Here is a 25,271-nt window from a genome sequence, read left to right on the forward strand (position 1 = left end):
AAAAGATTTCGGGTCGGTTTTCTTTGGAAGAATACGGGCGCCTGCCCGGCATGTCACACGCTCAAGCGGCGGCCTCGCCCTCCTCGGCGGCCTGACGCGCCCACATCGAGGCATAGCGCGCACCCTTGGCCAGCAGGTCGTCATGTGTCCCGCGTTCAGTGATCACGCCCTGCTCCAGCACCACGATCTCATCCGCGTCGGCGATGGTGGACAGGCGGTGCGCGATGGTGACCACGGTGCGGCCCTTGCCCATCGCCTTCAGGCTTTCCTGAATGTCGCGCTCGGTCTCGGTGTCCAACGCCGAAGTCGCTTCATCAAGCAACAGGATCGGCGGGTTCTTGAGCAGCGTGCGGGCAATGCCCACGCGCTGTTTCTCACCGCCCGACAGCTTCAGCCCGCGTTCGCCGACCTGGGTGTCATAGCCTTCCGGCAGACCCACGACGAAATCGTGGATACGCGCGGCCTTGGCGGCGGCTTCAACCTCGGCGCGGGTCGCTTCCGGGCGGCCGTAGGCGACATTGTAGTAGATCGAGTCGTTGAACAGCACCGTATCCTGCGGCACCACGCCGATGGCGTCATGCAAGCTGTCTTGCGTCACGTCGCGCACGTCCTGCCCGTCGATGCGCAGTGCGCCGTCGTTCACGTCATAAAACCGGAACATCAACCGCCCGATGGTGGACTTGCCCGACCCGGACGGCCCGACAATCGCCACGGTCTTGCCCGCCGGCACCTTCAGCGACACGCCCTTCAGGATCGGCCGCGCGGCGTCATAGCCGAACAGGATATCGTCGAACTCGAGCGCGCCGCCCGGCACCTTCAGAGCGGGCGCGTCGGGCTTGTTCTGCACTTCGGCAGGCTGGTCCAACAGGTCGAACATTTCGCCCATGTCCACCAGCGCCTGGCGGATCTCGCGATAAACCGTGCCGAGAAAATTCAGCGGCATGGTGATCTGGATCATATAGGCGTTGACCATGACGAAATCGCCCACAGTCAGGCTGCCATCACTGACCCCGATCGCCGCCAGAACCATCACGCCGACCAACCCGCAGGTGATCAGGAAGGCTTGGCCGAAGTTCAGAAATGCCAAGGAATACGAGGTCTTCAGCGCGGCCTCTTCATAGCCCGCCATCGCCACGTCATAGCGGTCCGCCTCGCGCTTTTCAGCACCGAAATACTTCACGGTTTCAAAGTTCAGCAGGCTGTCGATCGCCTTCTGGTTTGCGTCCGTGTCCTGGTCATTCATCTGCTTGCGAATGCGCACCCGCCATTCGGTCACCTTGAAGGTGAACCAGACATAGATCGCGATGGTTCCGACCACGATGGTCAGATAATTGGCGTCAAAATAGAAAAACAGCACGCCGGCGGTCAGCATCAGCTCCAGCACAAGCGGCCCAACCGAAAACAGCATGAAGCGCAGCAGGAATTCAACGCCCTTCACGCCGCGTTCAATGATCCGGCTCAGCCCGCCGGTCTTGCGCGTGATGTGATAGCGCATGGACAGGCGGTGAATGTGGGTGAAGGTCTCAAGCGCCAGTTGCCGCAGCGCGCGCTGCCCCACGCGGGCAAAGACCGCGTCGCGCAACTGCTGGAACCCGTTCGTCATCAACCGCGCCATGCCGTAAGCCACGGTCAGCCCGACCGCGCCCAGTCCCAGCATCCACGCCGCGTCCGTTGCGTCCCCCGACAAGGTATCGACGGCGGCTTTGTAGATGAACGGCGTAAAGGCCGAGATGATCTTCGACCCGACCAGCAGCAGCATCGCCAGCACGACCCGCTGCTTTACCCAGGACTGACCTTCGGGCCAGAGATAGGGCGCCACCTTGCGAATGGTGCGCACGCCGCCTTCGGGTGCATCGGTCGATGTGATCTGGGACGGGGACATATGCAGGCTTTCCTTGATGGTTGCCGGAGGGAATAACATCCGCTAAACAGGTGTCAATTCAATATTTCATGAATAGGTGAAATGTGGAGCAAGGTAAAGTGCTGACGGCCCTGTCCGCGATGGCCCATGAAACCCGGCTGGAAATCGTGCGCCTTTTGGTGCCGTGTAAGGGCGATGGCCTGCCTGCCGGCGTGCTTGCCGACCGATTGGGCGTGTCGCCCTCCGGGTTGACGTTTCACCTGAACGCGCTGGAACAGGCGGGGCTCGTGTCGTCCCAGCGCAAAGGGCGGCAGGTGATCTATAGCACCCGCACCGACACGCTGGGCGGTGTGATCGGCTATCTTCTGAACGATTGCTGTGGCCGCGACCCCGAGGTTTGCGCGAAAAGCGAGATGACGGATTTTGTGCTGCCCTGAACGCTATTCGTTGGGCATTTCGAAGACCTGACCGGGGTAGATCAGGTCGGGGTTGCGAATGCGGTCCTTGTTGGCCTCAAAAACACGCACATACAAAACGCCTTCGCCGTATTTCTCGCGCGCAATGGCCCAAAGCGTCGACCCGGGCTGCACTGTGACCTGCTGCACGGGAGGCGCCTCTACACTACCCGACTCCAGCCCCGCGTCGTCCCGCGCGACAAGCGTTGCGGGTTCTTCACGCTTGAACGGTGTTTCCGTGCGCGAAGTGACGGTGCCGTCAGCGGAAATCTCGTCTACCCGCAAGGTGTAAACACCGGTTTCGACGTCAGGCAACGGCACGCGCCAACCGCCATCCTCGGCGATGCGCGTGGTCTTGATCGGTACATTATCCAGATAGATCCGCACGTTGGCGGCCCCCTGCCCACGTCCCGTAAGCGCCACGCCGCCCTCTTCGTCATAGGCGATCGAGTCGATGGTAACATTTTCGATCGCCGCCGGGCCAGCGCTGCCATCCTGCAGCACGGTGATCCCTTCGTTGTCAGCCAGCAGAACCTGAGGCACAGCAGTGTCCGGTGCAGGGGATCCGGCTGGTGCAGGGTCGGGTACATTGGCCTCCGGTGTTGTCGTGGGATCGGCCTGAGTGGCATCGCCGGGGGCGGCTTCGGCGCTCTGTGTCGGCTCCGCGGTCTGTGTCGGGGTCGGGGTCGGGGTCGGTGTTGTTGGCGCAACAATCACGCTTTGCGAAGAGATTTCAACGGCTTCTCCCCCAGATGACAAGGTCATGACCCGTGGGACCTCATCCCCGTCCAAGGCGAACAGGGCGACGAAATTGCCGCTGGCATCCGGTTCGGCCACCGCGACCGAAATCCCGTCTACCAACACATGCACCGGCACGCCAGGCGTGCCCTGACCCGCGATCACCGCGTTACCGTCGCCGTCCACACGCACCACGTCGAAGAAAGGTGCGGCCACGGGCGGTGCTTCAGTTGTTGTTTCAGCCGTGGTGACAGGCGCCGCATCCGAGCTTTCGGTCATCTGCTCCGGCGCCGCAACGCCTTCGCCCCCTTCGGATGTCTCAGGCGGTGTTGGGATTTCTGGCGTCTCGGTGGGCGTTACAGGCTCAGCCACCTGAACCGCAGGCTCCTCGCCCGGCTTCCCCCGCCACTCTCCAGAGAAAAACACATAGGTCGCAGCGACCAAAACCAACGCCCCAATCCCACCGCCGGCCATCGCCAACCCGCTCGTCTTGCCCGTTCCAGGCGTCTCGGCAGCCATGTAGTCCCCCCTTGCACACGCTCTTCGTGGCCCGCGCTTGAGCGAGTTTAACAACAGGTCTATCACGGGTCAAAAGAGTTTCCTCGGAAAGGATCACCATGATTTCGCCCCATGCCTCTGTCTGCGTCTATTGCGGATCGCGCTTCGGCGCCAACCCGGCCTATGAGGCCGATGCCCGCGCCCTGGGCGCAAACCTGGCCCAGGAAGGCTGGCGCCTTGTCTATGGCGCGGGGGATGTGGGGCTGATGGGCGCGGTGGCGCAAGCCGCCCAGGACGCGGGCGGCACCACGTTCGGCGTGATCCCCGAACACCTTCTGAAATGGGAGGTTGGCAAACGCGACCTCACCCAATTCATCGTGACCGAGAACATGCACGAGCGCAAAAAGGTCATGTTCATGAACTCGGACGCCATCGTTGTGATGCCGGGCGGCGCAGGCTCGCTGGATGAGTTTTTCGAAGCCGTGACCTGGCGCCAGCTGGGGCTGCACGCGAAACCCGTGTTCCTGCTTAACACCGGGGGATATTGGAACCCGCTGGTGACGCTGATCGACCACGTGATCGAACAGGGCTTCGCCGAAGAAAGCCTGAAAAGCTACCTCACCCTTGTCGATGACGTGCCGGCGCTGACCTCAGCCTTGCGCGCCGCCCTGACCTGATCGCGCGTCCGGCGGCCCCGGGCGCCATTTAAAAAAACAAGCGGCCGCCCTTTCACAAGAAAGGGCGGCCACATTTTAACAACGTTCTTCAGTGCTTACAGGCGACCGGCCACGTTTTCCCAGTTCACCAGGTTGTCGAGGAAGTTCGACAGATAAACCGGGCGCTTGTTGCGGAAATCGATGTAGTAGGAATGCTCCCACACATCGCAGCCCAGCAGCGCGGTCTGGCCAAAGCACAGCGGGTTCACGCCGTTTTCGGTCTTGGTCACGGCCAGCGACCCGTCGGCGTTCTTGACCAGCCAGCACCAGCCTGAGCCGAACTGCCCCGCACCCGCGGCGGCAAACTGCGACTTGAACTCATCGACCGAGCCGAAGCTTTCGACGATGGCCTTTTCCAGTTCGCCGGGCATGGCGGATTTGCCGGGGCCCATCATTTCCCAGAACTGGTTGTGGTTCCACAACTGGCTGATGTTGTTGAAGATGCCGTTCTGCGCGACAGAAGACGCGTCATAGGTGCCGGTGATGATCTCTTCCAGCGACTTGTTTTCCCATTCGGTACCCGCAATGGCAGCGTTGCCATTGGTCACATACGCGTTGTGGTGCAGGTCGTGGTGGAATTCCATCGTTTCCGCCGACATGCCGGCATCGGCCAGCGCGTCGTGGGCATAGGGAAGATCGGGAAGTTCAAAAGCCATGGGTAAGCCCCCTGTTCATGCGTGTTTCATCTGGGTCGTAGATGGGCCGGACAGGCCCCGCGCGTCAAGGGTCAGTTCCGATTTCGGGGCATTTTCGCCTGCCCGCATGTGCTTTCAAACCCGACAAAAGAGCCTCAGGTCACAGCACGCCGACTTCGCTGCCCGGCTTGGCGGCATTTGCCAGAACGTCAAAGACATAGCCCGCGACCGAGCGAAAACAGACCACTTCGAACGTTCCCTCGTCCAGCATGTGGAACGCACCCGCAACCTGCGCCAGGCGGGTGCGCCGCATGATGCCCGGGGCCAGCGCACTGACGTCTGCCGGCGACAGTTTCGCCATCACCTCGCGCGCGGCCTGGCCGGTCACGTGGAACACCGCGCGGGCGTCCGACACGTTCACCGCCAGCGCATGTTCCTTCGCCAGCGCCTTTGAAAGCTTGGCCACAGCGGCATCTGCCCCCGCGTGATCAACCATCACAAGAAGCTCATCCGGCGACATCCAGGCAACTGTGCCGCCCTTGCCGGTGGTCACCGCGCCCTGCCCCGGCATCGCGACGCCGGTCACGGCTTTCACCGCTTTCGCCATCGCCGCCGCGCCCAGGTCGCCGCGCAGGGTGATCATGCCGACCAGCCCCATTTCCTGCACCTTGCAAAACCCTTGATACGTCGCGCCATCCAGCGCCGAAACTGCGTTAGACATTTCCCTTGGCCCCTTCCTTGTCATAGAAGACCTGATCCACGATCCGTGCCTTGATCACCGTGCCAGTGCCGTCGAGCGTGGGGAAATCCACCACCTCGCCCATCCGGTCCGGCCCGTGCTTGATCAGCCCCATCGCGATACCCTTGTTCAGGGTTGGCGAGAAATAGGTCGAGGTCACGCGCCCGATCACATTTTTCTGCCCGTTCGCGTTCACGCCCTCGCCCACCGCATAGGCCCCGTCAGGAATGACCGTGCCGTCCAGCGTCTCCAGCCCGACCAGTTTCCAGCGATCCGGGTCGACCATGTGGCTGCGCAATTGTGCGCGCTTGCCCAGGAAATCGTCCTTTTTCTTCGAAATCGCCCAATTCAGCCCCAGATCCTGAGGAATGATCGTGCCGTCGGTCTCATCCCCGATCATGATAAAGCCCTTCTCGGCGCGCATGATGTGCAGCGCCTCGGTGCCGTAAGGCATCACGCCGAACTCTTCCCCGGCCTCCAATAGCGCATCCCAAAAGGCGCGGCCCTGGCTGGCGGGCACCGCGATTTCATAGCTGAGCTCGCCCGAAAAACTGATCCGATACACCCGCGCGTCGAACCCGCCTATGGTGCCATCGGCCCATTGCATGAACGGCAGCGTTTCCTTGGACACATCCATGCCGCCCAGCTTTTCCAGCACCTTGCGCGCATTCGGGCCAACCACGGCGACCTGCGCCAGCTGCTCGGTCACGTTGGCAACGTGGACCTTCCAGTCCCACCATTCGCATTGCAGCCAATCCTCCATCCACGCATGGATGCGATCGGCCCCGCCCGAGGTCGTGTGGCACAGCCAGGTCGTCTCGTCGATCCGCGCCACCACGCCGTCGTCAGACAGAAACCCGTTTTCCGTGCACATCAACCCATAGCGGCATTTGCCTACCGGCAAGGTCGACATCAGGTTGGTATACATCATGTCCATGAAGCGCCCCGCATCGGGGCCGGACACGATCAGCTTGCCCAGGGTGGAGGCATCCAGCAGCCCCAGACGCTCACGCGTGTTCAGAACCTCGCGGTTCACCGCCTGCGCGTGAGTCTCATCGGGTTTCGGATAGGTATAGGGGCGGCGCCAGTGGCCGACCGGTTCGAAATAGGCGCCGGCCTCTTCGTGCCAGTCGTGCATTGGCGTTTTGCGGATCGGCTGGAACAGTTCGTCCTTAGCCTCACCCGCGATGGCGCCAAAGCTGATCGGCGTATACGGCGGGCGGAACGTGGTCGTGCCGGTCTGCGGGATCGGTTGATCCAGCGCATCGGAAAGAACCGCCAGGCCGTTGATATTGCTCAACTTGCCCTGATCCGTCGCCATGCCCAGCGTGGTATAGCGCTTGGTGTGCTCAACACTTTCGTACCCCTCGCGCGCGGCCAGCTGAACGTCCGAAACCTTCACGTCGTTCTGGTAATCCAGCCACATCTTCATGCGTTTCTGGATGCTGGCACCCTGCGGCATGATCCAGACCGGCTCCATCGCCTGATGGACCTCGGCCGCGGCCTTCGGCGCAGCTTTGCGCCCCGCCTTACCGCCAGCGGCCTTGCCCGCCGCCTTGCCCGCGGCATCGGCATCGGTCAGCACATCCGACAGCCCCAGCGCGCCCGAGGCGCTGCCTGCGGTCAGGACAAAGCCCTTGCCGTCATGGCTCAACGGCGGACGGGCAGGATCGGGCCGGAAGAAGGCCTGCACCTCGTCCCAGATCAGTTTGCCGCCGCAATGCGACCACAGGTGCACCACCGGGGACCAGCCGCCGGACATGGCAACCGCGTCGCATTTGATTTCCTCCAGCGACGATCCTTCGCCCGCCTGGGCACAGATCGACACGCCGGTGACGAACTTGCCGCCGTGGACCTTGGCGATCCCCTTGCCCTCGGCCACGCGGATACCCGCAGCCCGCGCCGCTTGGGCCAATGGCGACGTCACCGCAGCACGCGCATCGATGATGACCGGCACCTCCAACCCCGCCTCTTTCAACACCAAAGCAGTGCGATAGGCATCGTCGTTGTTGGTCACGACCACAGTCCGATCGCCCGCGCTCACGCCCCAATTCACGACATAGTCGCGCACAGCGCCCGCAAGCATGACCCCGGGAATGTCGTTGCCAGCAAAGGACAACGGGCGTTCGATTGCCCCGGTCGCGTTGACAATTTGCTGCGCGCGAATGCGCCACAGACGGTGACGCGGACGCCCGTCACCGGGCGTGTGATCGGCCACACGTTCGTATCCCAAGGCATATCCGTGGTCATAGATGCCCGATCCCTGCATGCGCAGACGCAGCGTGACATTGTCCATGTTTTCAAGTGCTTCGACCGTGGCTTCGATCCAGTCCGCAGCAGGGATTCCGTCGATCTCGCCACCATCCACCGGCGTGCGGCCACCCCAATGGGCGGTCTGTTCAACCACCATCACCTTGGCGCCCGAGGCCGCGGCGGCTTTCGCGGCTGCCAGCCCGGCAACCCCGCCGCCGACGATCAGAACATCGGTGTGGTGATAGAAATACTCATAGGTGTCGACATCGCGATCCTTGGGCACCTTGCCCAGCCCCGCCGACTGGCGCACGATCGGTTCGAACACGTGTTTCCACGCCGCCCTGGGCGCCATGAAGGTCTTGTAATAAAAGCCCGCCGGCAGGAAGCGCGCGACATAATTGTTCACCACGCCCACGTCGAATTCCAGGCTGGGCCAGTGGTTCTGCGAGGTGGCATAAAGCCCGTCGAACAGTTCCGTCGTGGTGGTACGCTGGTTCGGCTCGAACCGGCCGCCCTGCCCCATGTTCACCAGCGCGTTCGGCTCTTCGCCCCCCGACGCGATGATGCCGCGCGGGCGGTGATATTTGAACGAGCGGCCCACAAGGGTCTGCCCCGCGCCCAGCAGCGCCGAGGCCAGCGTATCGCCCTCATAGCCCTTCATGCGCTTGCCGTTGAACTCGAAATTCATCGGTTTCGAACGGTCGATCAGGCGACCGTGATCTGCCAGACGGGTGCTCATGCCCAGCCCTCCCATTCGGGGTGTTTCTTCTTAATCGCGTTGACCAGCGTCTTGGGCGGCGCCAGGGTTTGCGCCGAATAAGTGCCGTAGACCTCCAGCGTCATCGTGTTGCGCGCGGCGTGGAAATACTTGCCGCAGCCCGCCACGTGGCGCCAGCGCTCGAAATGCACGCCTTTCGGGTTCTTACGCTCGAACAGGTAATTCTCGAACTCTTCGTCCGAGGATCCGGGACCGAACCGCTTGATATGCGCTTCGCCCTCCGCATGGAGTTCCGTCTCATCGGCCATCACGCCGCAATTGGGGCAGTGTAGTGTCAGCATGTCCGGTCCTCCTAGTGCGCGACGCCAGCGGCGACGCTTTCGTCTATGAACCGGCCTTCGCGGAAGCGGTTCAGGCCGAAGTCGGCGGCCAATGGCCCCGGCTCGCCCTTGGCGACCAGTTCGGCCATGGCCCAGCCCGATCCGGGGATCGATTTGAACCCGCCGGTGCCCCAGCCGCAGTTGATGAAGGTGTTGCCCAGCGGCGTTTTCGAAATGATGGGCGAGCGGTCGCCGGTCACGTCCACGATCCCGCCCCATTGGCGCAGCATCTTCAACCGGCCGATGATCGGAAAGGTCTCGATCAGCGCGCGCACGGTTTCTTCCACGTGGTGGAACGATCCCCTCTGCGTGTAGTTGTTGAACCCGTCGGTGCCGCCGCCGATCACCATTTCACCCTTGTCCGACTGGGACATGTAGCCATGCACGGTGTTGGCCATCACGACCACGTCCATGCAAGGCTTGATCGGCTCGGATACAAGCGCCTGAAGCGCCACGCTGTCGAGCGGCAGGCGGAAGCCGGCCTGACCGGCCAGATCGCCGGCGTTGCCAGCGACGACCATCGCCAGCTTGTCACAGGCGATGTCCCCTTTGGTGGTCTGCACGCCGGTGACTTTGCCACCTTCCTGCATCACGCCGGTCACTTCGCATTTCTGGATAATGTCCATGCCCATGTCGCTGCACGCGCGGGCATAACCCCAGGCCACGGCATCGTGACGCGCGGTGCCACCGCGAGCCTGCCACAGCCCGCCCAGAACCGGATACCGCGGCCCATCCAGGTTAATGATCGGCACCAGTTCTTTCACCCGCGCGGGTTCGATCCACTCGGTCGTCACACCCTGAAGCGCGTTGGCATGGGCGGTGCGTTGATAGCCGCGGATCTCGGACTGCGTCTGCGCCAGCATGATCACGCCGCGCGGGCTGAACATCACGTTGTAATTCAGGTCCTGGCTCATCGTCTCATAGAGCGAGCGGGCCTTTTCATAGATCGCCGCCGAGGGATCCTGAAGGTAGTTTGAGCGGATGATCGTGGTGTTGCGGCCGGTGTTGCCGCCGCCCAGCCAGCCCTTTTCGATGATCGCCACATTGGTGATACCGAAATTTTTGCCCAGGTAGAAAGCGGTGGCCAGGCCGTGTCCGCCTGCGCCAACGATGATCACGTCGTATTTCTTCTTGGGCACGGGGCTGTTCCACGCCCGCTCCCATCCCTGATGATAGCGCGCGCCTTCACGCGCAATGGCAAATGCTGAATAGCGCCGCATGGCGATTCCCCTGTTCGGGTTCCTGATGTGCACATGTTTTACGCCCGCAGGCGAAAAATCCAAGGCGACCCAGCGCCGCTTGAGAGGAAAATCGCGACATCGTGTGGCGCGGCAATGTCGCAGGCGTGTCTTGGGGGTTTTGCAGACCGCCCCGGCACTATACATGGGGGGGAAGTTTACACGCGGAGGGATCATGGGGTTCTGGCTTATTGCAGGGCTGATAGCGCTGGTTATCGTGGGCGTTCTGATCGCCGTTCTCATGCGCAAGGGCGCAGACGGGGGCGATGCGGCGGCGGCCTATGACATGCAGGTCTATCGCGACCAATTGAAAGAGCTGGATCGCGACGTGGCGCGCGGCACGGTGACGGAAGGCGAAGCCGAGCGCACGCGCGTCGAGATCTCACGCCGGTTGCTTGAGGCAGATCGTAAAGCGCAAGCGGGCAGCGGCAGCGGCGAAGCCCCTTCGGGCCTGACCAAAGCGGTGGCTGCGGTCAGCGTGGCACTGGTGCTGGGCGGGGGCTATTGGCTGTATGACGACCTGGGTGCACCGGGCTATCCAGACATGGGATTAAAGGCGCGCAAAGCAGCCGCGCGTGAAACCCGCGAAACCCGTCCGTCGCAGGCCGCACTTGAGGCCAAGCAGCCCCCATGGGCCGGCCCGCCCCCTGAAGCACCAGCTGACTACGTTTCCCTCGTTGAGCGCTTGCGCGTGGCGGTAAAGGAAAACCCAGAAGACATGCAGGGGCTGACGCTACTGACCAGTCACGAGGCAGCTCTTGGCAACTACCGCGCCGCGGCCGTGTCGGCAGGACACCTGGCTGCGCTGAAGGGTGACACGGCCACGGCGGACGATCATACAAAGCACGCGGACCTTCTGGTGCTGGCCGCCGGCGGCCTTGTCTCGCCCGAAGCCGAAACCGCGTTGGAAGCAGCCCTCTCGATCAATCCGAAGGATGCGATCGCACGGTATTATTCCGGCCTGCTGTTTTCTCAGACCGGACGCCCTGATCTAGCTTTCCACCTTTGGAAACAATTACTTGAGGAAGGCCCGGGGACTGCCCCCTGGATCGGCCCGATTCGCGCGCAAATCGAGTTTCTCGCCGCTGCGGCCGGGGAGGACTACACCCCGCCCGCCGATACGGCACCGGCCATGCCCGGCCTCTCTGGCCCAACCGCTGAAGACATCGAAAACGCAGGCGACATGACGCCTGAGGAACGCCAGGAGATGATCCGCGGCATGGTCAGCCGTCTCATGGAACGCATGGCGGTTGAAGGTGGACCAGCCAGCGACTGGGCCCGCTTGGTGCGCGCCCTTGGCGTGCTCGGCGACACTGATCGTGCTGGCGCAGTGTACGAGGAAGCCTTGGGCGTGTTCGAAGGCCACCCGCAGGATCTGGCCCTGATCCGCGAGGCTGGCCAAGCCGCAGGGGTGGCAAATTGATCTTCGACGCGATCGAAGATTTCGCCGCCGCCCTACCGCCAATGACGGCGATCGCTGGGCTGGACCTAGGCGACAAGACGATCGGCGTCGCGGTGTCGGATGGGCTGCGCCAAATCTCGACTCCGTTGGAAACCATCCGCCGAAAGAAGTTCGGTCTGGACGCCGCACGACTGCTTGAAATCGTGGACGACCGCCGCTTGGGGGGGCTGGTGCTGGGATTGCCTCGCAACATGGACGGCAGCGAAGGGCCGCGCTGCCAATCCACCCGCGCCTTTGCCCGTAATCTGTCGCGGCTTACCGATCTTCCCATCGGGTTTTGGGATGAACGTCTGTCCACCGTCGCCGCTGAACGTGCGCTGCTTGAGGCGGATACGTCGCGAAAACGTCGCTCCGAGGTGATCGACCACGTGGCCGCGGGGTATATCCTGCAAGGTGTGTTGGACCGACTGAGGCATCTGGGATGAGCGACGATATCTGGAAACGGGATGAACCCGAAAGCCCTTGCGTCAACGTCTGCGTGGTGCATCCCGACGCGCGGCTGTGCACCGGTTGTCTGCGCTCGATCGACGAAATCACCAATTGGCGCACGATGACACCCGAAGCCCGGCGTGTCGTGATGGACGATCTGCCAACCCGCGCGCCTTTGATCGCCAAACGGCGCGGGGGCCGCAAAGCGCGCGTCTCGCAAACGTGACACGGTTGGGCGAGAAAGCCCCCCTGATCTAAGGCCATGCGCTTTCTGGCCCTTCCTGCGCAGATTGCCAGCCCGGCGCAGTCCAAGACCTGGGCCACGCGGGCCGATGTGGGGAATGACGAACGGATGGGGCTGATCACTGCGGACGGACAGTGCTTTCCCATACGACCCTGACCCCAGTTTTTCCTCTCAGAAACCACCTTCGCGCGCAGCGCGACCCGCTCTACGTTGAACTGTAAAAGGATTTTTTCACCTTCTGAGCGGAGGGCGATTTTCGAGGAAAGCCGGGTTAGCTTTCGGCCGCTTCCGCCTCGATTTCCGCCGCGCGCTGTTCGACCAGACCAACGATGTGATCCACCATCTTCTCGTTGTTCAGCTTGTGATCCTGCTTGCCCGAAACGTAAACCATTCCCGACCCGGCGCCGCCGCCGGTAAAGCCGACATCGGTCATCAGCGCCTCACCCGGCCCGTTCACCACACAGCCAATGATCGATAGTGACATTGGCGTGTGGATATGGGCCAGCCGGTCTTCCAATGTTGCCACAGTGGAAATCACGTCAAACCCCTGACGCGCGCAGCTGGGACAGGAAATGATGTTCACCCCGCGGTGGCGAAGCCCCAGACTTTTCAGGATTTCAAAGCCGACCTTCACCTCTTCGACCGGGTCCGCCGACAGGCTGACACGGATCGTGTCGCCGATCCCCGCCCACAGAAGACTGCCCAGGCCGATCGCCGATTTGATCGTGCCGGAAACGAAGCCGCCGGCCTCTGTGATGCCCAGGTGGATGGGCGCATCGGTCGCTTCAGCAATGCCGTGATAGGCGGCGGCGGACATGAAAACGTCGGACGCTTTCACGCTGATCTTGTAGTCGTGGAAGTCGTTGTCTTGCAGAATGCGGATGTGTTCCAGACCGGATTCCACCATCGCGTCGGGGCAAGGTTCGCCATATTTTTCAAGCAGATGCTTCTCTAAGCTGCCCGCATTCACGCCGATCCGGATCGAACAGCCGTGATCCTTCGCCGCAGCGATCACCTCGCGCACGCGACCTGCGTCGCCGATGTTGCCCGGATTGATCCGCAGACAGGCCGCGCCCGCCTCAGCGGCCTCGATGGCGCGTTTGTAATGGAAATGGATATCCGCGACGATCGGCACCGGGCTTTCGCGACAGATGTCCTTGAGCGCCTGCGTGGCCGCCTGATCCGGTGCCGAAATGCGCACGATATCCGCGCCGGCCTCGGCGGCGGCCAGAACCTGGTCCAGCGTCGCCTTCACGTCGCCGCTGTCGGTGTTCGTCATCGTCTGCACTGCAATGGGCGCATCACCGCCCACCGGCACGTTGCCTACCATGATCTGACGTGATTTGCGCCGCTCGATGTCGCGCCAGGGACGGATCGGATTATGGGTCATGCCGCGTGCCTTTCAGCCGGTTTCGCTTCCGCCTGATTACCGCGCCCGCGACGGGGCAACAAGCACCGCTTTGTGACTTGCAGGATCGAATGAGATTATTGCGCCAGCTGAAGCTCGGCCACATAAGTGGCCAGATCACGATCTTTGGCCAGGTCTGCGACCGAATAGGCCTCGGTCAATGCCTCCTGTGACAGTGCCACGTTCTTGACAACCGACGGACCATCGCCTGCCGGACCGTAAGCGGTGCCGTTCACAGCGAAATAGACCGATCCGGCATTACCCGAGCGCAGCAGCGGCGGGTTTTCGGTCTTGGGCAGAACATATTGTTCGCCCGATTCCAGGATCTTTTCGAAGATCACTGTGCCATCGGCGGCCTGCACCCGCACCCAGGATGGGCGCACGGCAAAGACCACGACATCGGGCGCATCGGCACCCAGAACCTGAACCGCGCTGGTCGTGCTGTCGGCCACAACGGCGTCAATGCTGGCTTGAAGGTTGCTGGGCGCGCCCAACCGGGGTGCGGTCGTGGCCACGGGGGCCGCCGCCAACACACCAACCTCGCGCGGGTCGAGTGTTGAGATCGGACCGTCGCGCGCCACCATTACCGGCACGTCCAGCGCCTGTGGGCGATACAGACGGTCCAGCGCATCTGCCGAGGGCGGCGTGTTAAGACCGGCGCCACCGGCATCCGCCACCGCGGTTGCATTGTCTTCGAATTCGGGCAGCGTGTCCAGCACGCCGGGGGTCTGTTCAACAGGGGCAAAATCGACGCGCTGCACTTCTTGCAACACGGAATAGCCACCAAATCCGATCACCCCGATCAGCGCCAGAAGGACCGCCACTGACCCGATCGCGCCGGGCTCGATCCCAGCAAAGACGCTTTCGCCCTGCGGCACGAAACTGGCATTCGGATTGGCCAACGGATCGCCGACATGCTCTTTGCGCGCCTGTTTGGCTGGCGACGCTTTGTCCGACAGGCCGTGGGCGGTGACAAAGCCCGCCTCGGTGCAGAACACGTCATAAGCCCATTCCGGGTCCAGCCCGAGGTAGCGCGCGTAGGAGCGGACATAGCCTGCGATGAAACCGGGTGTTTCGAACGCCGTGGGATCGGCGTTTTCGATCGCGGCGATATAGGTTGCCTTGATCTTCAGTTCACGTTGAACATCCAGAAGGGATTTGCCAAGCGTCGCACGCTCGCCGCGCATCACGTCGCCAAGGCGCAGGTCATAGCTGTCAAAGCCTGTTGGCTCTGCCTGCTCTTCGACCTTCGGTGAAATCCACCGCTTGATCATGCGCTGCCCCTGAACTGCTCAACTGTCCCCATTCGGCAACGATTCGTAAAAACCGTGCCCCATTGCGAAAAAGCTAGCACATCACAACGATTATTGCACCCGTCGAACCGGGTCAGGCAGACAGCTCGGCACGATTCAGCGCACAATGAGACCACAGGTTGTCCAGCGCATTCACCAGCTTGTCCATCTCGTCCGGCCCATGCACCGGCGACGGGGTAAACCGCAACCGTTCCGTGCCGCGCGGCACGGTCGGGAAATTGATCGGCTGCACGTAAATTCCGAACTGATCCAGCAGCATGTCAGACAGCGCCTTGGTGTGCACCGGGTCGCCCACGATCACCGGGACGATGTGACTGCCATGGTCGATGATCGGCAGGCCCAGCGCCTTCAGGCGGGTCTTGAGAATCTTCGCCTGGGTCTGCTGGCTGTCGCGCCGCGCCTGGTCGGTCTTCAAATGTTTCACCGAAGCCGCAGCGCCCGCCGCCACCGCCGGCGGCAGCGAGGTGGTGAAGATGAAGCCCGGCGCGTAAGAGCGGATGGCGTCACACATTTTCGCGCTGGCCGCGATATAGCCGCCCATCACGCCATAGGCCTTGGCCAGGGTGCCGTTGATGATGTCGATCCGGCCCATCAACCCGTCGCGCTCACACACGCCCGCCCCGCGCGGACCATACATGCCCACCGCATGCACTTCGTCGATATAGGTCAGCGCGCCAAACTCGTCGGCGAGGTCGCAGATCTCCTTGATCGGTCCGAAATCACCGTCCATCGAATAGATCGATTCGAAAGCGATCACCTTGGGCGCATGAGGGTCGTCGGCCTCCAGCTTGGCGCGCAGATCGGCGACGTCGTTATGCTTGAAAATCCGCTTTGCCCCACCATTGCGGCGCACGCCTTCGATCATGGAGGCATGGTTCAGCTCATCGGAATAGATGATGAGGCCGGGAAACAGCTTGGGCAGCGTCGAAAGCGTCGCATCATTGGCGATATAGGCAGAGGTGAACAGAAGGGCGGCTTCTTTCTGGTGCAGGTCGGCGATCTCGGCTTCCAACCGCTTGTGATACACGGTGGTGCCCGAAATGTTGCGCGTGCCACCCGAGCCCGCGCCGGTCGCCTCAAGTGCTTCGTGCATCGCGGTCAGCACCTCTTCCTGCTGACCCATGCCCAGATAGTCGTTGCCGCACCAGACCGTGACAGGCTGCTGCGAGCCATCAGGCTTGCGCCACATGGCGTGGGGAAAGTTGCCCTTCTCCCGCTCGATATCAATGAACGTCCGGTAACGTCCCTCATCATGCAAGCGCTGCAGCGCTGCATCCAGCTTCGCGTTGTAGTCCAAACCATCCCCTCCGAGGGCCGAGTCGATCCTGTTCGTCATGCCACAATACATATTTCAGAACGTGAACACATTCAAAAAACTGATACAGAATGCCGCAATCAACGCCCTTGACTTAGGTCAAGGCACGGTTTGTTTCCGATCGGCAAGAAAATCGCTACGTTAAGCCCCACGGGCGTGTCAGTCTTCGGCGATGGCCACCACGCAATCGGGCTGGCCTTTTTCGGAGGCCCGTGCGTTGCATCGCTCCAGCGCTGCCGCCGCGCTGCCTTCGCCTTTCGCCAACGCCGAGGCCAGCGTGCCGGTCGAAATTGCCAACACGCGCGGGCCATCTCCTTTGGTCCAGCTGTCACGGAACAATTGCGTCGTGGCTGCGTTCAGTGTCAGCGCACGGGGCTTGAACTTCTTGGGCAGCAGCAGAAGAATAGCCTTACACGCTTGGCTACCGGTCTGCGTGGCGCAGCTGTCTACGGCGGCGGTCTGCGCTGCCTCGGGGCTGTGCAACTGGGCGGCAAAAACCAAGCTTTCGATCGTCAACGCCTGATCCGTCGGCACCGCCAGCGCACCATAATAGCTGTATCCGGCCAACTCATACTGCTTCAAAACCTTGCGCTTGGATGCCTGGGCGACAATCGCCGCGATCTGGGCCTGCATCTGACCTGACAGGCCGGACACATCTAAGGCTTGAACTGACAAACCCTTGGGGCTGAACAGCACTTTCTTCGCCGCCGCGCCGTCCATCGGTTCGGCCATCGCCGCCCCGACCAGGCCACTTACTGCCACCACTACACTCAAGATCACATACCGCATGCCGCGCTCCTACACTCGTTCGGCTGCAGTCTACCCCGGTCGCCGCCGGGCTTCCAGACCCGCGCCGGAACCGCTGGACAGCCCGGCCCGGCCTGATACGCTCGCCGCAACCTGACAACATCGGAGCGCCCCATGACCCTTGACCCCGTCCTTGCCAAGATCGATGCAGACCTGCCGCAGGCCATCGACCGTCTGCTGGAGCTTCTGCGCATCCAGTCGGTGTCGACCGACCCGGCCTATGCCCCTGAGTGTGATCGCGCCGCCGATTGGCTGGTCGATGACCTGCAAAGCATTGGCATCGCAGCGGAAAAACACCCCACGACTGGCCACCCCATGGTTGTGGGCCATGCTGAGGGCTCCGGTCCGCATGTGCTGTTCTATGGCCATTATGATGTGCAACCGGTCGACCCGATCGAGCTGTGGGACAGCCCGCCGTTCGAACCCGCGCTGGAGGACACCGACGCCGGGCCGGTCATTCGCGGGCGTGGATCGTCCGACGACAAGGGGCAGCTGATGACCTTCGTCGAAGCCTGCCGCGCCTGGAAAGCGGTGCATGGCAGCCTGCCCGCGAAGATCTCGATCTTTTTCGAGGGGGAAGAGGAATCGGGGTCGCCGTCGCTGGTGCCCTTCATGAACGACAACGCGCCGGAGCTCACGGCGGATCTGGCGCTGATCTGTGACACCGGGCTGTTCAGTTCCAAGGTGCCCGCGATCGTCACTCAATTGCGTGGCATGGTCGGCGAGGATTTCACCATCACCGGCCCCGATCGTGACCTCCATTCGGGCATGTATGGTGGCATCGCGATGAACCCGATCCGCGTGCTGACCCGTATTCTGGCCGACCTGCACGACGACACCGGGCGCATCACTCTACCGGGATTTTATGACGGGGTCGAAGAGTTGTCGGACGATATCCGCAGCCAATGGCAGGGATTGAACTTCGATCACACCGAATTTCTGGGCGATGTCGGGCTGAAGGCCCCCGCCGGCGAAACGGACCGCACGCCGCTGGAGCAGATCTGGTCGCGCCCGACCTGTGACGTGAACGGCATCTGGGGTGGCTATACCGGGGACGGCTTCAAGACGGTGTTACCCAGCCAGGCCTCGGCCAAGGTCAGTTTCCGCCTGGTCGGCAAACAGGACCCCTTCGCGATCCAGAAGGCATTTCGGACGTATGTCGAAAGCCGCCTGCCCGATGGGTTCTCGATCGAGTATCGGTCCAAGGACGTGTCCGCCGCGTCGCAGATGGCCACCACCCACCCGGCGTTTGAGCAGGCGCGCAAGGCGTTGAGCGAGGAGTGGGGCATCCCCGCGGCCTATGTCGGCTGCGGTGGCTCGATCCCAATCGCCGGGCATTTCAAGGACATCCTGGGGATGGACGCGATGCTGGTGGGCTTTGGCAAGGATGACGACCAGATCCATTCCCCGAACGAGAAATACGATCTGGAAAGCTTTCACAAGGGCATCCGCAGCTGGGCGCGCATCCTGGCGGAATTGTCGGCGTGATCGCGGGCTTTCGCGACGCCGTTGCACAGGTGAACGGCGTCGACATCGCTTACACAATCGGCGGCGACGGCCCGCCGGTGATGCTCCTACATGGCTATCCGCAAACGCGCGCGCTTTGGGCCCATGTGGCCCCGGTTCTGGCGCGCGATTACACCGTGATCTGCCCCGACCTGCGTGGCTATGGCGCGTCCTCCAAGCCGCAAGAGGTCAAGGACTATGCCTTTCGTGAGATGGGGCGTGACCAGTTGGACCTGATGGCCCAGCTGGGCTTTGATCGCTTCGATCTGGCGGGCCACGACCGCGGCGGGCGCACCGCGCACCGCATGGCGCTGGACGCACCTGATCGGGTCCGGTCGCTCACGCTTATGGACATCGTGCCGACGCACCTGCTGCTGGACCAGCTCTCGACCCCGGTCGCGCGCGGCTATTACCACTGGTTCTTCCTGTCGCAACCTGCGCCCTTCCCCGAACGGCTGATTGGCGCCGATCCGGATTACTATTACGAAAGCTGCCTGCTGGGCTGGGGCGCGGCCCGGATCGAGGATTTCGATCCCAAACAACTGATCGCCTATCGCGCCGCCTGGGCAGACCCCGAGGTCACACGCGGCATGTGCAACGATTACCGCGCCGCGATCGACGTTGATTTCGCACTGGACGCCGCCGATCTCGGGCGCCGCGTCACCTGCCCCACGATGATCATGTGGGGCGCAGACGGCGCAATGGACGCGGCGTTTGACGTGCCCGGCACCTGGGCCGACCGCTGCACTGACATCACACCGCAGGCCATGCCGGGCGGGCATTTCTTTGTGGATACGGACCCGGCTGGCACCGCCCGCGCACTGCTAAATTTCCTGAAGCGCTAGGCCGTCAGAACCCAAACCAGTTTTGCTACCAGCACCGCAAACGGCGCTGCGTGCAGGCAAAAGTCGAAGATATCAATCGGTTTGCGCAGGGTTCCCGCGCGCATCATCTTCAGCTTTTCCCAGATATGCGGTTCAGGCGTGAACGGGGCCAGGCCCAGGGTGGCACAGGCCAGGATCACCAGCGCCCAGGGCACATCTGCAATGAACTGGACCATCAGAACGCCCCGAAAAAGCGTTCGGGCAGCTCATAGAGCGCGTCAATGTCCGGACGGTCGAACTGCCAGAACCCGGTGTCCCCGCGCGGTTCCCAAGTGTCGTGCATCGCTTTGCGATAAGGTGCCATGTCGAACCCTTCGACCTGCGTCATGTCGGCGAACGCATCGAACACGGCGCGGTCTTCACCGCGCGCTTCGGCGAACCAATGGCGCCCGATGCTGGCCTCCTTCGCCCCTACCCCGGTGGCGGCGGTGACCTCGTTGCGGCGGTCCATCACCCCAACGTAATTGCCGAAGTCGCAGAACTTCAGGTGAAAAAGGTACAGATTTTCCGGTGTGTAGAGGTCACTGGCCTGGGTGAAATGCCCGCCGCGCGCGATCTTCACCCCCTCGGACACCACGCCCGGCTTGGAGTAATGCGGCGCCAGACGCACGAAGCGGCGCGGGCCCAGGATCGGGCCGGTGATGTCGTCGCCCTCCACGTCGATCCGGTGCACAACCTCCAGCCCCAGCGGCGTCAGCACGCGGTTCTTCGGAGTTTGCTCCAGGAACCTGAGCAGGCTCTTGTTGGCGATCGGGTCCAGCACGACCAGCTCATCCACATCGCCCACGATCACGTGTTTGTAGTAAGAGCGCAGCCCATGCACGAGGTTGTTCAAAAGCCGCCAACGCTTCATGTCGAAATTTTTGTGCGCCTCACCGGGAATGCCGATGATGTTGCAGCCATCGGCGATGCGCGCGACCTCTGCCCCGCGCCCGTGGTTCACCACATAGCAGTTTTCGCGCCCGAACATTCCGCCGTAATACTCGACCCACTTTTTCAGGAAAAACGCATCATCCCGAACCATCGTGATCACGGCAACTGTTGACTGCATGGCACTGCTCATTCGTTGTTTTGGCGCAGCCTACACCATTGCCGCCCTTGCGAAAATCCCCATTCCGTGCATCCTGCGCGCATGGACCAGACGCTTTCCACCACCGGCCTCGAACTGCACAGCAACGGCACACGTCCGACCCGGGTGCAGGTGTTCGGCGAACGCTCTTCGGGCACCAATTTCGTGAAACGGCTGATCGGCAAGAATACGGTGCTGCGCCCGTGTGAAGACTATGGCTGGAAGCACGGTTTTCCCCAGATGACCGGGATCGGGGCCGACACGCTGATCGTCGCCTGTTTTCGCAACGTGCACGACTGGCTGCGTTCCATGCACGCCAAACCCTGGCATTGCCCGCCCGAGATGCAGGCGCTGGCGTTTTCCGATTTCATCCGCGCCGAATGGGCCACGGTGATTGACCGCCCGCGCTATTTCCCCGGGGCCGATCGCCTGAACATGGTCGGCCAACCACTTCAACAGGACCGCGACCCGGCGACGGGGCTGCCGTTTGACAACATCTTACAGCTGCGCCGCGCCAAGGCCGCTTCGCTCCTGACTTTTCGCAACCGCGGCTGTAATCTGGTGTTGGCCCGACTGGACGCAGTGCAGCCCGATCCCGCGGCCTTCCTGGCGCAGCTGACGCGCAGCTTCGACCTGCCCGCGGTGGATCCTGTGAAACCAGTGGTGAAACGCCTGGGAGCCAAGTTCAAATACGCCGTCGACGCGCATCCCGAGACGCCAAATACCCTGTCGAATGAAGACCTTGCCTTCATCCAGTCGCAGCTGGATCCGGATCTGGAAGCCACGCTCGGCTATTGAGCCTCACAGCCACAGGGTGAAATCGTCAGGCGTCGGGCTTGACCACCGCCATGCGCCCCAGCTTGGCAAACAAGGCCAGCCATGGCAGCCCGTGCATCAACAGGTCGAAAATGTCGATCGGCTCCACCAACGCACCGGAAAACAGCATTTGCAGCTTGGTCCAGACATGCGGCGGGGTGAACGGGGCCAGGCCCAGCGTCAGGCTGATGATCACCAGCGTCGCCAGCGGGATGTTGTCGAGGAATTTCATGCGCGCCTCATTAGGAAATCTTGTCGCTGTCTAGCGGACCTGGTGGGGGATGGGGCTGTGGTGAAGTGGCGCGGTTGACGGGACTCGAACCCGCGACCCCCGGCGTGACAGGCCGGTACTCTAACCAACTGAGCTACAACCGCGCATATGTGTTGGGACCTTGTCCCAGGTGCCCTCTTCCGGGCCGGATGGCAGCGATGGCGCGGTTGACGGGACTCGAACCCGCGACCCCCGGCGTGACAGGCCGGTACTCTAACCAACTGAGCTACAACCGCCCACTGCCGTTCCCATGCGGGAACCGTTCGCGGGTTCTAGAAGTGCTGCGCGGGGGCGTCAAGCGGTTTGCGCCCGCCGGAGAAAAATATTTGTCCGCTAGTCTGAAAAGCTGTTCATAGCATCACCCAAGAACCGATTGTTCCCGCGCCGAACCGTTCCTATACTGAGCGCACTTCTTGGGGGAAATATGGAAAAATCGGTTTGGACGCTCAGCCAAGTGCCTGAGCCTGAGCTATCGACTGCGGTGCACGACGTATGGCTGCAGGTGCTTTTGGGCGGGAGTGGCCGACTGTCACCCATGTTCATCGCGTCGATGCTTCTGATCTGCGTGGCGCTATACTACTCCCGCAAGCCCGGTCAGGGGTTTTGGGCCTGGGTGTTCCCGCGCGATGTCTATCGCACGACGTCTTTTTGGGTCGATGCGAAGCTGTGGCTTCTGGGTACGGTGCTGGCCGGTGTTGGCGTCTTTTCCATCGTCGGGTTCGGACCCGCGATTGCCCAGGCGATCCAAACCTCCCTGATGGGTGCCAATGCGCCGCAATCGACCTGGCCACCCTTTGTCGTCGGCTTCATCCTGATGGCCGCAGCGGATTTCTCTTCCTACTGGGTGCATCGAATCTCACACGAATGGCCGCGCCTTTGGCCGTTTCACGCGGTGCATCATTCTGCCGAAGTCCTGAACCCGATCACTGTGAACCGAAAGCATCCCGTCTATTCCTTGTTTTCCTCCCTGTGCGGCGGCGTCGTCATCGGGACCACCCAGGGGCTGCTTCTGGGCCTTCTGATCGGCGAGATCGAAATCGCCACGATCATGGGTGCAAACCTGTTTTACTATGCATTCCACCTGGCAGGCGCCAACCTGCGCCACACCCATATCTGGCTGTCGTTTGGACGCATGGCCGAGCATCTGGTGATCTCGCCTGCCCAGCACCAAGTGCACCATTCGCTGGATCCGCGCCATTTCAACAAGAACTATGGCGAGGTTCTGGCGATCTGGGATTGGATGTTTGGCTCACTCTATGTGCCCCAAGGTTACGAAGAGCTAAAATTCGGCCTGGCCGATGGCCGTGGTCGCCCTGTGAAGCAACCCCACCCCACCTTGCGCGCGGCCCTGTGGGAGCCCTTCGTGACCGCATTTCGTCGAAAACGCCCGCGCACGCAGATGCCAGAACAGCCGCGTGTTGACCAGGACTGACAGACAGAAGGTTCGGTGGGGGAATGGTGGGTCGTGAGAGGCTCGAACTCCCGACATCTTCGGTGTAAACGAAGCGCTCTACCAACTGAGCTAACGACCCGGCAACGCTGCGTTTAGACGCCCTGACAGCGTTTCGCAAGCCCTTTGGCAAGGAAATCTGTCAGCTTGGTTCCGGGACGATCTCAGCGTGCTGACGGTTGTGAACATGGTGGATCACGCCCTGCCCGCCGGGTAGGTCGGTCAGCCGGTCCAGACCCCACCCCATCGCAAGCGTGCGCAGGAAACGTGAAGTTATTCCGTGCGTTACGACAACCGCTGGCCCTTGCAGCCCTGTCAGAAAAGCCTCACATCGCGCGCCCAGTTGTTGAAAGGTTTCACCACCCGGTGCACCTGCGTAAAAGTCCAGAAAAGGTGCGCCTGCGTCCAGCCCGCTTGCGGCGCGGACATCCTCCAGCGTCATTCCCGTCCAATCGCCTACCGATATCTCTCTCAAACGGGCGTCTTCTATCGGCTGACCCTGTCCATCCAAAATCAACCGTGCCGTTTTTCGAGCCCGCCCAATGGGGCTGGTATAGAACTGATGGCTTGCGGCCGTGATCCCCATCCGCCGCAATCGCGTCCCGATGGACTTTGCTTGGGCAAAGCCTTCGGGGGTCAAAGGAGAGTCCAGATCCCCTTGCCAGCGTCCCGCCTTGTTCCAGGCAGTCTGGCCGTGTCGGATCACGAAAATCTCAGGCAAGTCCGACTGGGGCAACGGCTCAACTCCAATGAAAAAGGCGCACCGTCCCGGATGCGCCTTGGGGGAATGGTGGGTGATAAGAGATTTGAACTCCTGACATCTTCGATGTGAACGAAGCGCTCTACCACTGAGCTAATCACCCGCCGTGGAGGGGTATTTAGCGTTACTCGGCAGCTTCTGCAAGGGGGTCATTGTCGCCTTTCTGCGCCTTTTTGCGGCGCAGTTTGGCGACGACCACATTGGCCATAGGCATGTCCTTCTGGCGGGTGACCTTCATCACGCCTAGGGGCTGCAATTTCAGGGTTTCACCGCGCACGAGGGCAGCGCCGAGTTCTTCCAACATCGCCTCCATGATCGGACGCGCGGCGTTCTTGCGCACCCCGGCCCGGGCCGCGACGCGTTCCAGAAGGTCCTTTTTGATCAAGGCATTGGGCTGACGGGCAGCGGTCTGAGCGGGAGCGGTGACGCCCTCAAGCGGCTTGGGCGCGGCGACCTTCGCAACGGCCGTTTTCGCGGCGGTCCTCGGGGCTGATTTCACCGTGGCCTTGGTCGTCGTTCTGGTTGCCGGTTTGGCTGTCGTCTTTGCGACCGTCTTCGCAGGCGTCTTAGCGGTGCTCGTGCGGGCCGTTTTGGCCGTCGTCTTACGGGCAGTCGTCGCCTTGGTGGTGGTGCGTTTGGTCGTTGTTTTCGGTTTGCTAGCCATTGCTCTGCCTCGGGACTTATTGTTTCCGTTTGCGAAATTGTTAGCCAGAAAGGGTTAACAAATCCAGCCAAAACCACAGCCACACCACAACATGTTGCGGTAAAAACCCGGTTAACACACGAAACTGACGCAGCCGCACCGGGCTTGACCGAGGTCATGTTGAGGTGTCTCATGGGGCTGCAACTGGGAGAAACCTCATGAAACACACTTTGATCGCAACCGGCCTTGCCCTGACCCTGGCCAGCTCAACCGCGCTTGCCGGAACCCTGGATGCGCCGATCGTTGCGCCCGACGTCATCGTCGAAGAAGCCGCCTCCAGCTCAACCGGTGCGCTGATCCCGCTGCTGTTGCTGGGTATCGTGGTGGCCGCAATTGTCATCAAGGATGGCAGCACCCCTGCCCCCGCCAGCGATGCGCGGTTGAAAACTGACATCACTCCGGCCGGCACGGCCGCGAACGGTCTGCCGCTGTATCAGTTCCGCTATGTCGGGCTGCCCACGACCTATGAGGGCGTGATGGCGCAGGACGTTCTGGCCCATACACCCGCGGCGGTGACCCACCTGCCGCTGGGCGTGATGATGGTGAACTATGACATGCTGGGCATCACCCCGCGCGTGATCGACTAACACACCCCTGAAAACG

General features: G+C 62.1%; 27 protein-coding genes and 4 tRNA genes. 11 read left to right on the top strand and 20 right to left on the bottom strand.

Annotated features, from left to right (window positions below):
* Positions 1-61: 61 nt before the first annotated feature.
* Positions 62-1,882, bottom strand: coding sequence for an ABCB family ABC transporter ATP-binding protein/permease (locus MN188_RS04720; protein WP_242107403.1), 1,821 nt, complete (start codon positions 1,880-1,882; stop codon positions 62-64).
* 98 nt (positions 1,883-1,980) lie between these two features.
* On the opposite strand from MN188_RS04720, the gene MN188_RS04725 reads away from it, so the two are divergent.
* Positions 1,981-2,298, top strand: a complete 318-nt coding sequence (locus MN188_RS04725; protein WP_242106440.1) for an ArsR/SmtB family transcription factor — start codon at positions 1,981-1,983, stop codon at positions 2,296-2,298.
* A 3-nt stretch (positions 2,299-2,301) separates the two neighbouring features.
* Here MN188_RS04725 and MN188_RS04730 read toward each other — a convergent pair whose 3' ends face one another.
* Positions 2,302-3,573 carry a LysM peptidoglycan-binding domain-containing protein gene (locus MN188_RS04730; RefSeq protein ID WP_242106441.1) on the bottom strand — a complete coding sequence of 424 codons (1,272 nt, stop codon included), beginning with the start codon at positions 3,571-3,573 and terminating at the stop codon, positions 2,302-2,304.
* 98 nt (positions 3,574-3,671) lie between these two features.
* Here MN188_RS04730 and MN188_RS04735 point away from each other — a divergent pair, with 98 nt between their 5' ends.
* A complete protein-coding gene (locus tag MN188_RS04735) occupies positions 3,672-4,229 on the top strand; it encodes an LOG family protein (RefSeq protein WP_242106442.1) in 558 nt (185 codons plus the stop codon).
* Positions 4,230-4,324: 95 nt separating this feature from the next.
* Here the strand turns inward: MN188_RS04735 and MN188_RS04740 are convergent, their stop codons facing one another.
* From MN188_RS04740 to MN188_RS04760, 5 genes are all read right to left on the bottom strand, one after another.
* Positions 4,325-4,924, bottom strand: a complete 600-nt coding sequence (locus MN188_RS04740; protein ID WP_242106443.1) for a superoxide dismutase — start codon at positions 4,922-4,924, stop codon at positions 4,325-4,327.
* A 139-nt stretch (positions 4,925-5,063) separates the two neighbouring features.
* Positions 5,064-5,624: a sarcosine oxidase subunit gamma gene (locus tag MN188_RS04745; protein ID WP_242106444.1), complete on the bottom strand. Its 561-nt coding sequence runs from the start codon at positions 5,622-5,624 to the stop codon at positions 5,064-5,066.
* Positions 5,617-8,634 carry a sarcosine oxidase subunit alpha family protein gene (locus tag MN188_RS04750; protein ID WP_242106445.1) on the bottom strand — a complete coding sequence of 1,006 codons (3,018 nt, stop codon included), beginning with the start codon at positions 8,632-8,634 and terminating at the stop codon, positions 5,617-5,619. The genes MN188_RS04745 and MN188_RS04750 overlap by 8 nt, the downstream gene beginning before the upstream one ends.
* On the bottom strand, positions 8,631-8,954 hold the full coding sequence (locus tag MN188_RS04755; protein ID WP_242106446.1) for a sarcosine oxidase subunit delta: 324 nt from the start codon (positions 8,952-8,954) through the stop codon (positions 8,631-8,633). Before MN188_RS04755 ends, MN188_RS04750 begins: the two co-directional genes overlap by 4 nt.
* A gap of 11 nt (positions 8,955-8,965) precedes the next feature.
* Positions 8,966-10,213 (bottom strand): sarcosine oxidase subunit beta family protein, encoded by a 1,248-nt coding sequence (locus tag MN188_RS04760; protein WP_242106447.1) that lies wholly within the window; start codon positions 10,211-10,213, stop codon positions 8,966-8,968.
* 193 nt (positions 10,214-10,406) lie between these two features.
* Between MN188_RS04760 and ccmI the strand changes: the two genes are divergently transcribed.
* From ccmI to MN188_RS04780, 4 genes are read left to right on the top strand one after another with little or no spacing between them, the layout of a single operon-like run.
* Positions 10,407-11,654, top strand: a complete 1,248-nt coding sequence (gene ccmI / locus MN188_RS04765; protein WP_242106448.1) for a c-type cytochrome biogenesis protein CcmI — start codon at positions 10,407-10,409, stop codon at positions 11,652-11,654.
* Complete coding sequence (ruvX, locus tag MN188_RS04770; protein ID WP_242106449.1) at positions 11,651-12,118, top strand: Holliday junction resolvase RuvX; 468 nt, start codon at positions 11,651-11,653, stop codon at positions 12,116-12,118. Before ccmI ends, ruvX begins: the two co-directional genes overlap by 4 nt.
* Complete coding sequence (locus tag MN188_RS04775; protein WP_242106450.1) at positions 12,115-12,348, top strand: DUF1289 domain-containing protein; 234 nt, start codon at positions 12,115-12,117, stop codon at positions 12,346-12,348. Before ruvX ends, MN188_RS04775 begins: the two co-directional genes overlap by 4 nt.
* 36 nt (positions 12,349-12,384) lie before the next feature.
* Positions 12,385-12,522, top strand: a complete 138-nt coding sequence (locus MN188_RS04780) for a hypothetical protein (RefSeq protein WP_242106451.1) — start codon at positions 12,385-12,387, stop codon at positions 12,520-12,522.
* A 115-nt stretch (positions 12,523-12,637) separates the two neighbouring features.
* Here the strand turns inward: MN188_RS04780 and ispG are convergent, their stop codons facing one another.
* From ispG to MN188_RS04800, 4 genes are all read right to left on the bottom strand, one after another.
* Positions 12,638-13,756, bottom strand: coding sequence for a flavodoxin-dependent (E)-4-hydroxy-3-methylbut-2-enyl-diphosphate synthase (gene ispG, locus MN188_RS04785; RefSeq protein ID WP_242106452.1), 1,119 nt, complete (start codon positions 13,754-13,756; stop codon positions 12,638-12,640).
* 95 nt (positions 13,757-13,851) lie between these two features.
* Complete coding sequence (locus MN188_RS04790; RefSeq protein WP_242106453.1) at positions 13,852-15,048, bottom strand: helix-turn-helix domain-containing protein; 1,197 nt, start codon at positions 15,046-15,048, stop codon at positions 13,852-13,854.
* A 112-nt stretch (positions 15,049-15,160) separates the two neighbouring features.
* Complete coding sequence (hemA, locus tag MN188_RS04795) at positions 15,161-16,384, bottom strand: 5-aminolevulinate synthase (RefSeq protein ID WP_242107405.1); 1,224 nt, start codon at positions 16,382-16,384, stop codon at positions 15,161-15,163.
* Positions 16,385-16,561: 177 nt separating this feature from the next.
* Entirely contained in the window at positions 16,562-17,191 is a 630-nt protein-coding gene (locus tag MN188_RS04800) for a hypothetical protein (RefSeq protein WP_242106454.1), read from the bottom strand.
* A 132-nt stretch (positions 17,192-17,323) separates the two neighbouring features.
* Between MN188_RS04800 and MN188_RS04805 the strand changes: the two genes are divergently transcribed.
* The gene (locus MN188_RS04805; RefSeq protein WP_242106455.1) at positions 17,324-18,697 is read left to right on the top strand and encodes a M20/M25/M40 family metallo-hydrolase; all 1,374 of its coding nucleotides are present in this window, start codon (positions 17,324-17,326) and stop codon (positions 18,695-18,697) included.
* Positions 18,694-19,560: an alpha/beta fold hydrolase gene (locus tag MN188_RS04810; protein WP_420838963.1), complete on the top strand. Its 867-nt coding sequence runs from the start codon at positions 18,694-18,696 to the stop codon at positions 19,558-19,560. The genes MN188_RS04805 and MN188_RS04810 overlap by 4 nt, the downstream gene beginning before the upstream one ends.
* Here the strand turns inward: MN188_RS04810 and MN188_RS04815 are convergent.
* Positions 19,557-19,775 carry an RND transporter gene (locus MN188_RS04815; RefSeq protein WP_242106456.1) on the bottom strand — a complete coding sequence of 73 codons (219 nt, stop codon included), beginning with the start codon at positions 19,773-19,775 and terminating at the stop codon, positions 19,557-19,559. The genes MN188_RS04810 and MN188_RS04815 overlap by 4 nt on opposite strands.
* Positions 19,775-20,650: a glycosyltransferase family 2 protein gene (locus tag MN188_RS04820; RefSeq protein ID WP_242106457.1), complete on the bottom strand. Its 876-nt coding sequence runs from the start codon at positions 20,648-20,650 to the stop codon at positions 19,775-19,777. The genes MN188_RS04815 and MN188_RS04820 overlap by 1 nt, the downstream gene beginning before the upstream one ends.
* 81 nt (positions 20,651-20,731) lie before the next feature.
* On the opposite strand from MN188_RS04820, the gene MN188_RS04825 reads away from it, so the two are divergent.
* Positions 20,732-21,466, top strand: a complete 735-nt coding sequence (locus MN188_RS04825; protein ID WP_242106458.1) for a hypothetical protein — start codon at positions 20,732-20,734, stop codon at positions 21,464-21,466.
* Between the two features lie 25 nt (positions 21,467-21,491).
* Here the strand turns inward: MN188_RS04825 and MN188_RS04830 are convergent, their stop codons facing one another.
* The 3 genes from MN188_RS04830 to MN188_RS04840 form a co-directional block, all read right to left on the bottom strand.
* Complete coding sequence (locus MN188_RS04830) at positions 21,492-21,716, bottom strand: RND transporter (protein WP_242106459.1); 225 nt, start codon at positions 21,714-21,716, stop codon at positions 21,492-21,494.
* 66 nt (positions 21,717-21,782) lie between these two features.
* Positions 21,783-21,859, bottom strand: a tRNA-Asp gene (locus MN188_RS04835).
* Between the two features lie 55 nt (positions 21,860-21,914).
* Positions 21,915-21,991 (bottom strand) — tRNA-Asp (locus MN188_RS04840).
* A gap of 188 nt (positions 21,992-22,179) precedes the next feature.
* Here MN188_RS04840 and MN188_RS04845 point away from each other — a divergent pair.
* On the top strand, positions 22,180-23,187 hold the full coding sequence (locus tag MN188_RS04845) for a sterol desaturase family protein (RefSeq protein WP_242106460.1): 1,008 nt from the start codon (positions 22,180-22,182) through the stop codon (positions 23,185-23,187).
* A gap of 24 nt (positions 23,188-23,211) precedes the next feature.
* Here MN188_RS04845 and MN188_RS04850 read toward each other — a convergent pair.
* From MN188_RS04850 to MN188_RS04865, 4 genes are all read right to left on the bottom strand, one after another.
* Positions 23,212-23,287, bottom strand: a tRNA-Val gene (locus tag MN188_RS04850).
* Positions 23,288-23,347: 60 nt separating this feature from the next.
* Positions 23,348-23,926: a histidine phosphatase family protein gene (locus tag MN188_RS04855; protein WP_242106461.1), complete on the bottom strand. Its 579-nt coding sequence runs from the start codon at positions 23,924-23,926 to the stop codon at positions 23,348-23,350.
* 67 nt (positions 23,927-23,993) lie between these two features.
* Positions 23,994-24,068: transfer RNA gene (locus tag MN188_RS04860), tRNA-Val, on the bottom strand.
* 21 nt (positions 24,069-24,089) lie between these two features.
* Positions 24,090-24,629, bottom strand: a complete 540-nt coding sequence (locus MN188_RS04865; RefSeq protein ID WP_242106462.1) for an HU family DNA-binding protein — start codon at positions 24,627-24,629, stop codon at positions 24,090-24,092.
* 197 nt (positions 24,630-24,826) lie between these two features.
* On the opposite strand from MN188_RS04865, the gene MN188_RS17675 reads away from it, so the two are divergent.
* Entirely contained in the window at positions 24,827-25,255 is a 429-nt protein-coding gene (locus MN188_RS17675; protein WP_338023234.1) for a tail fiber domain-containing protein, read from the top strand.
* The last annotated feature ends 16 nt before the right edge of the window (positions 25,256-25,271 follow it).

It is taken from the genome of Aliiroseovarius subalbicans (genome assembly GCF_022678625.1).
GTDB lineage: Bacteria > Pseudomonadota > Alphaproteobacteria > Rhodobacterales > Rhodobacteraceae > Aliiroseovarius_A > Aliiroseovarius_A subalbicans.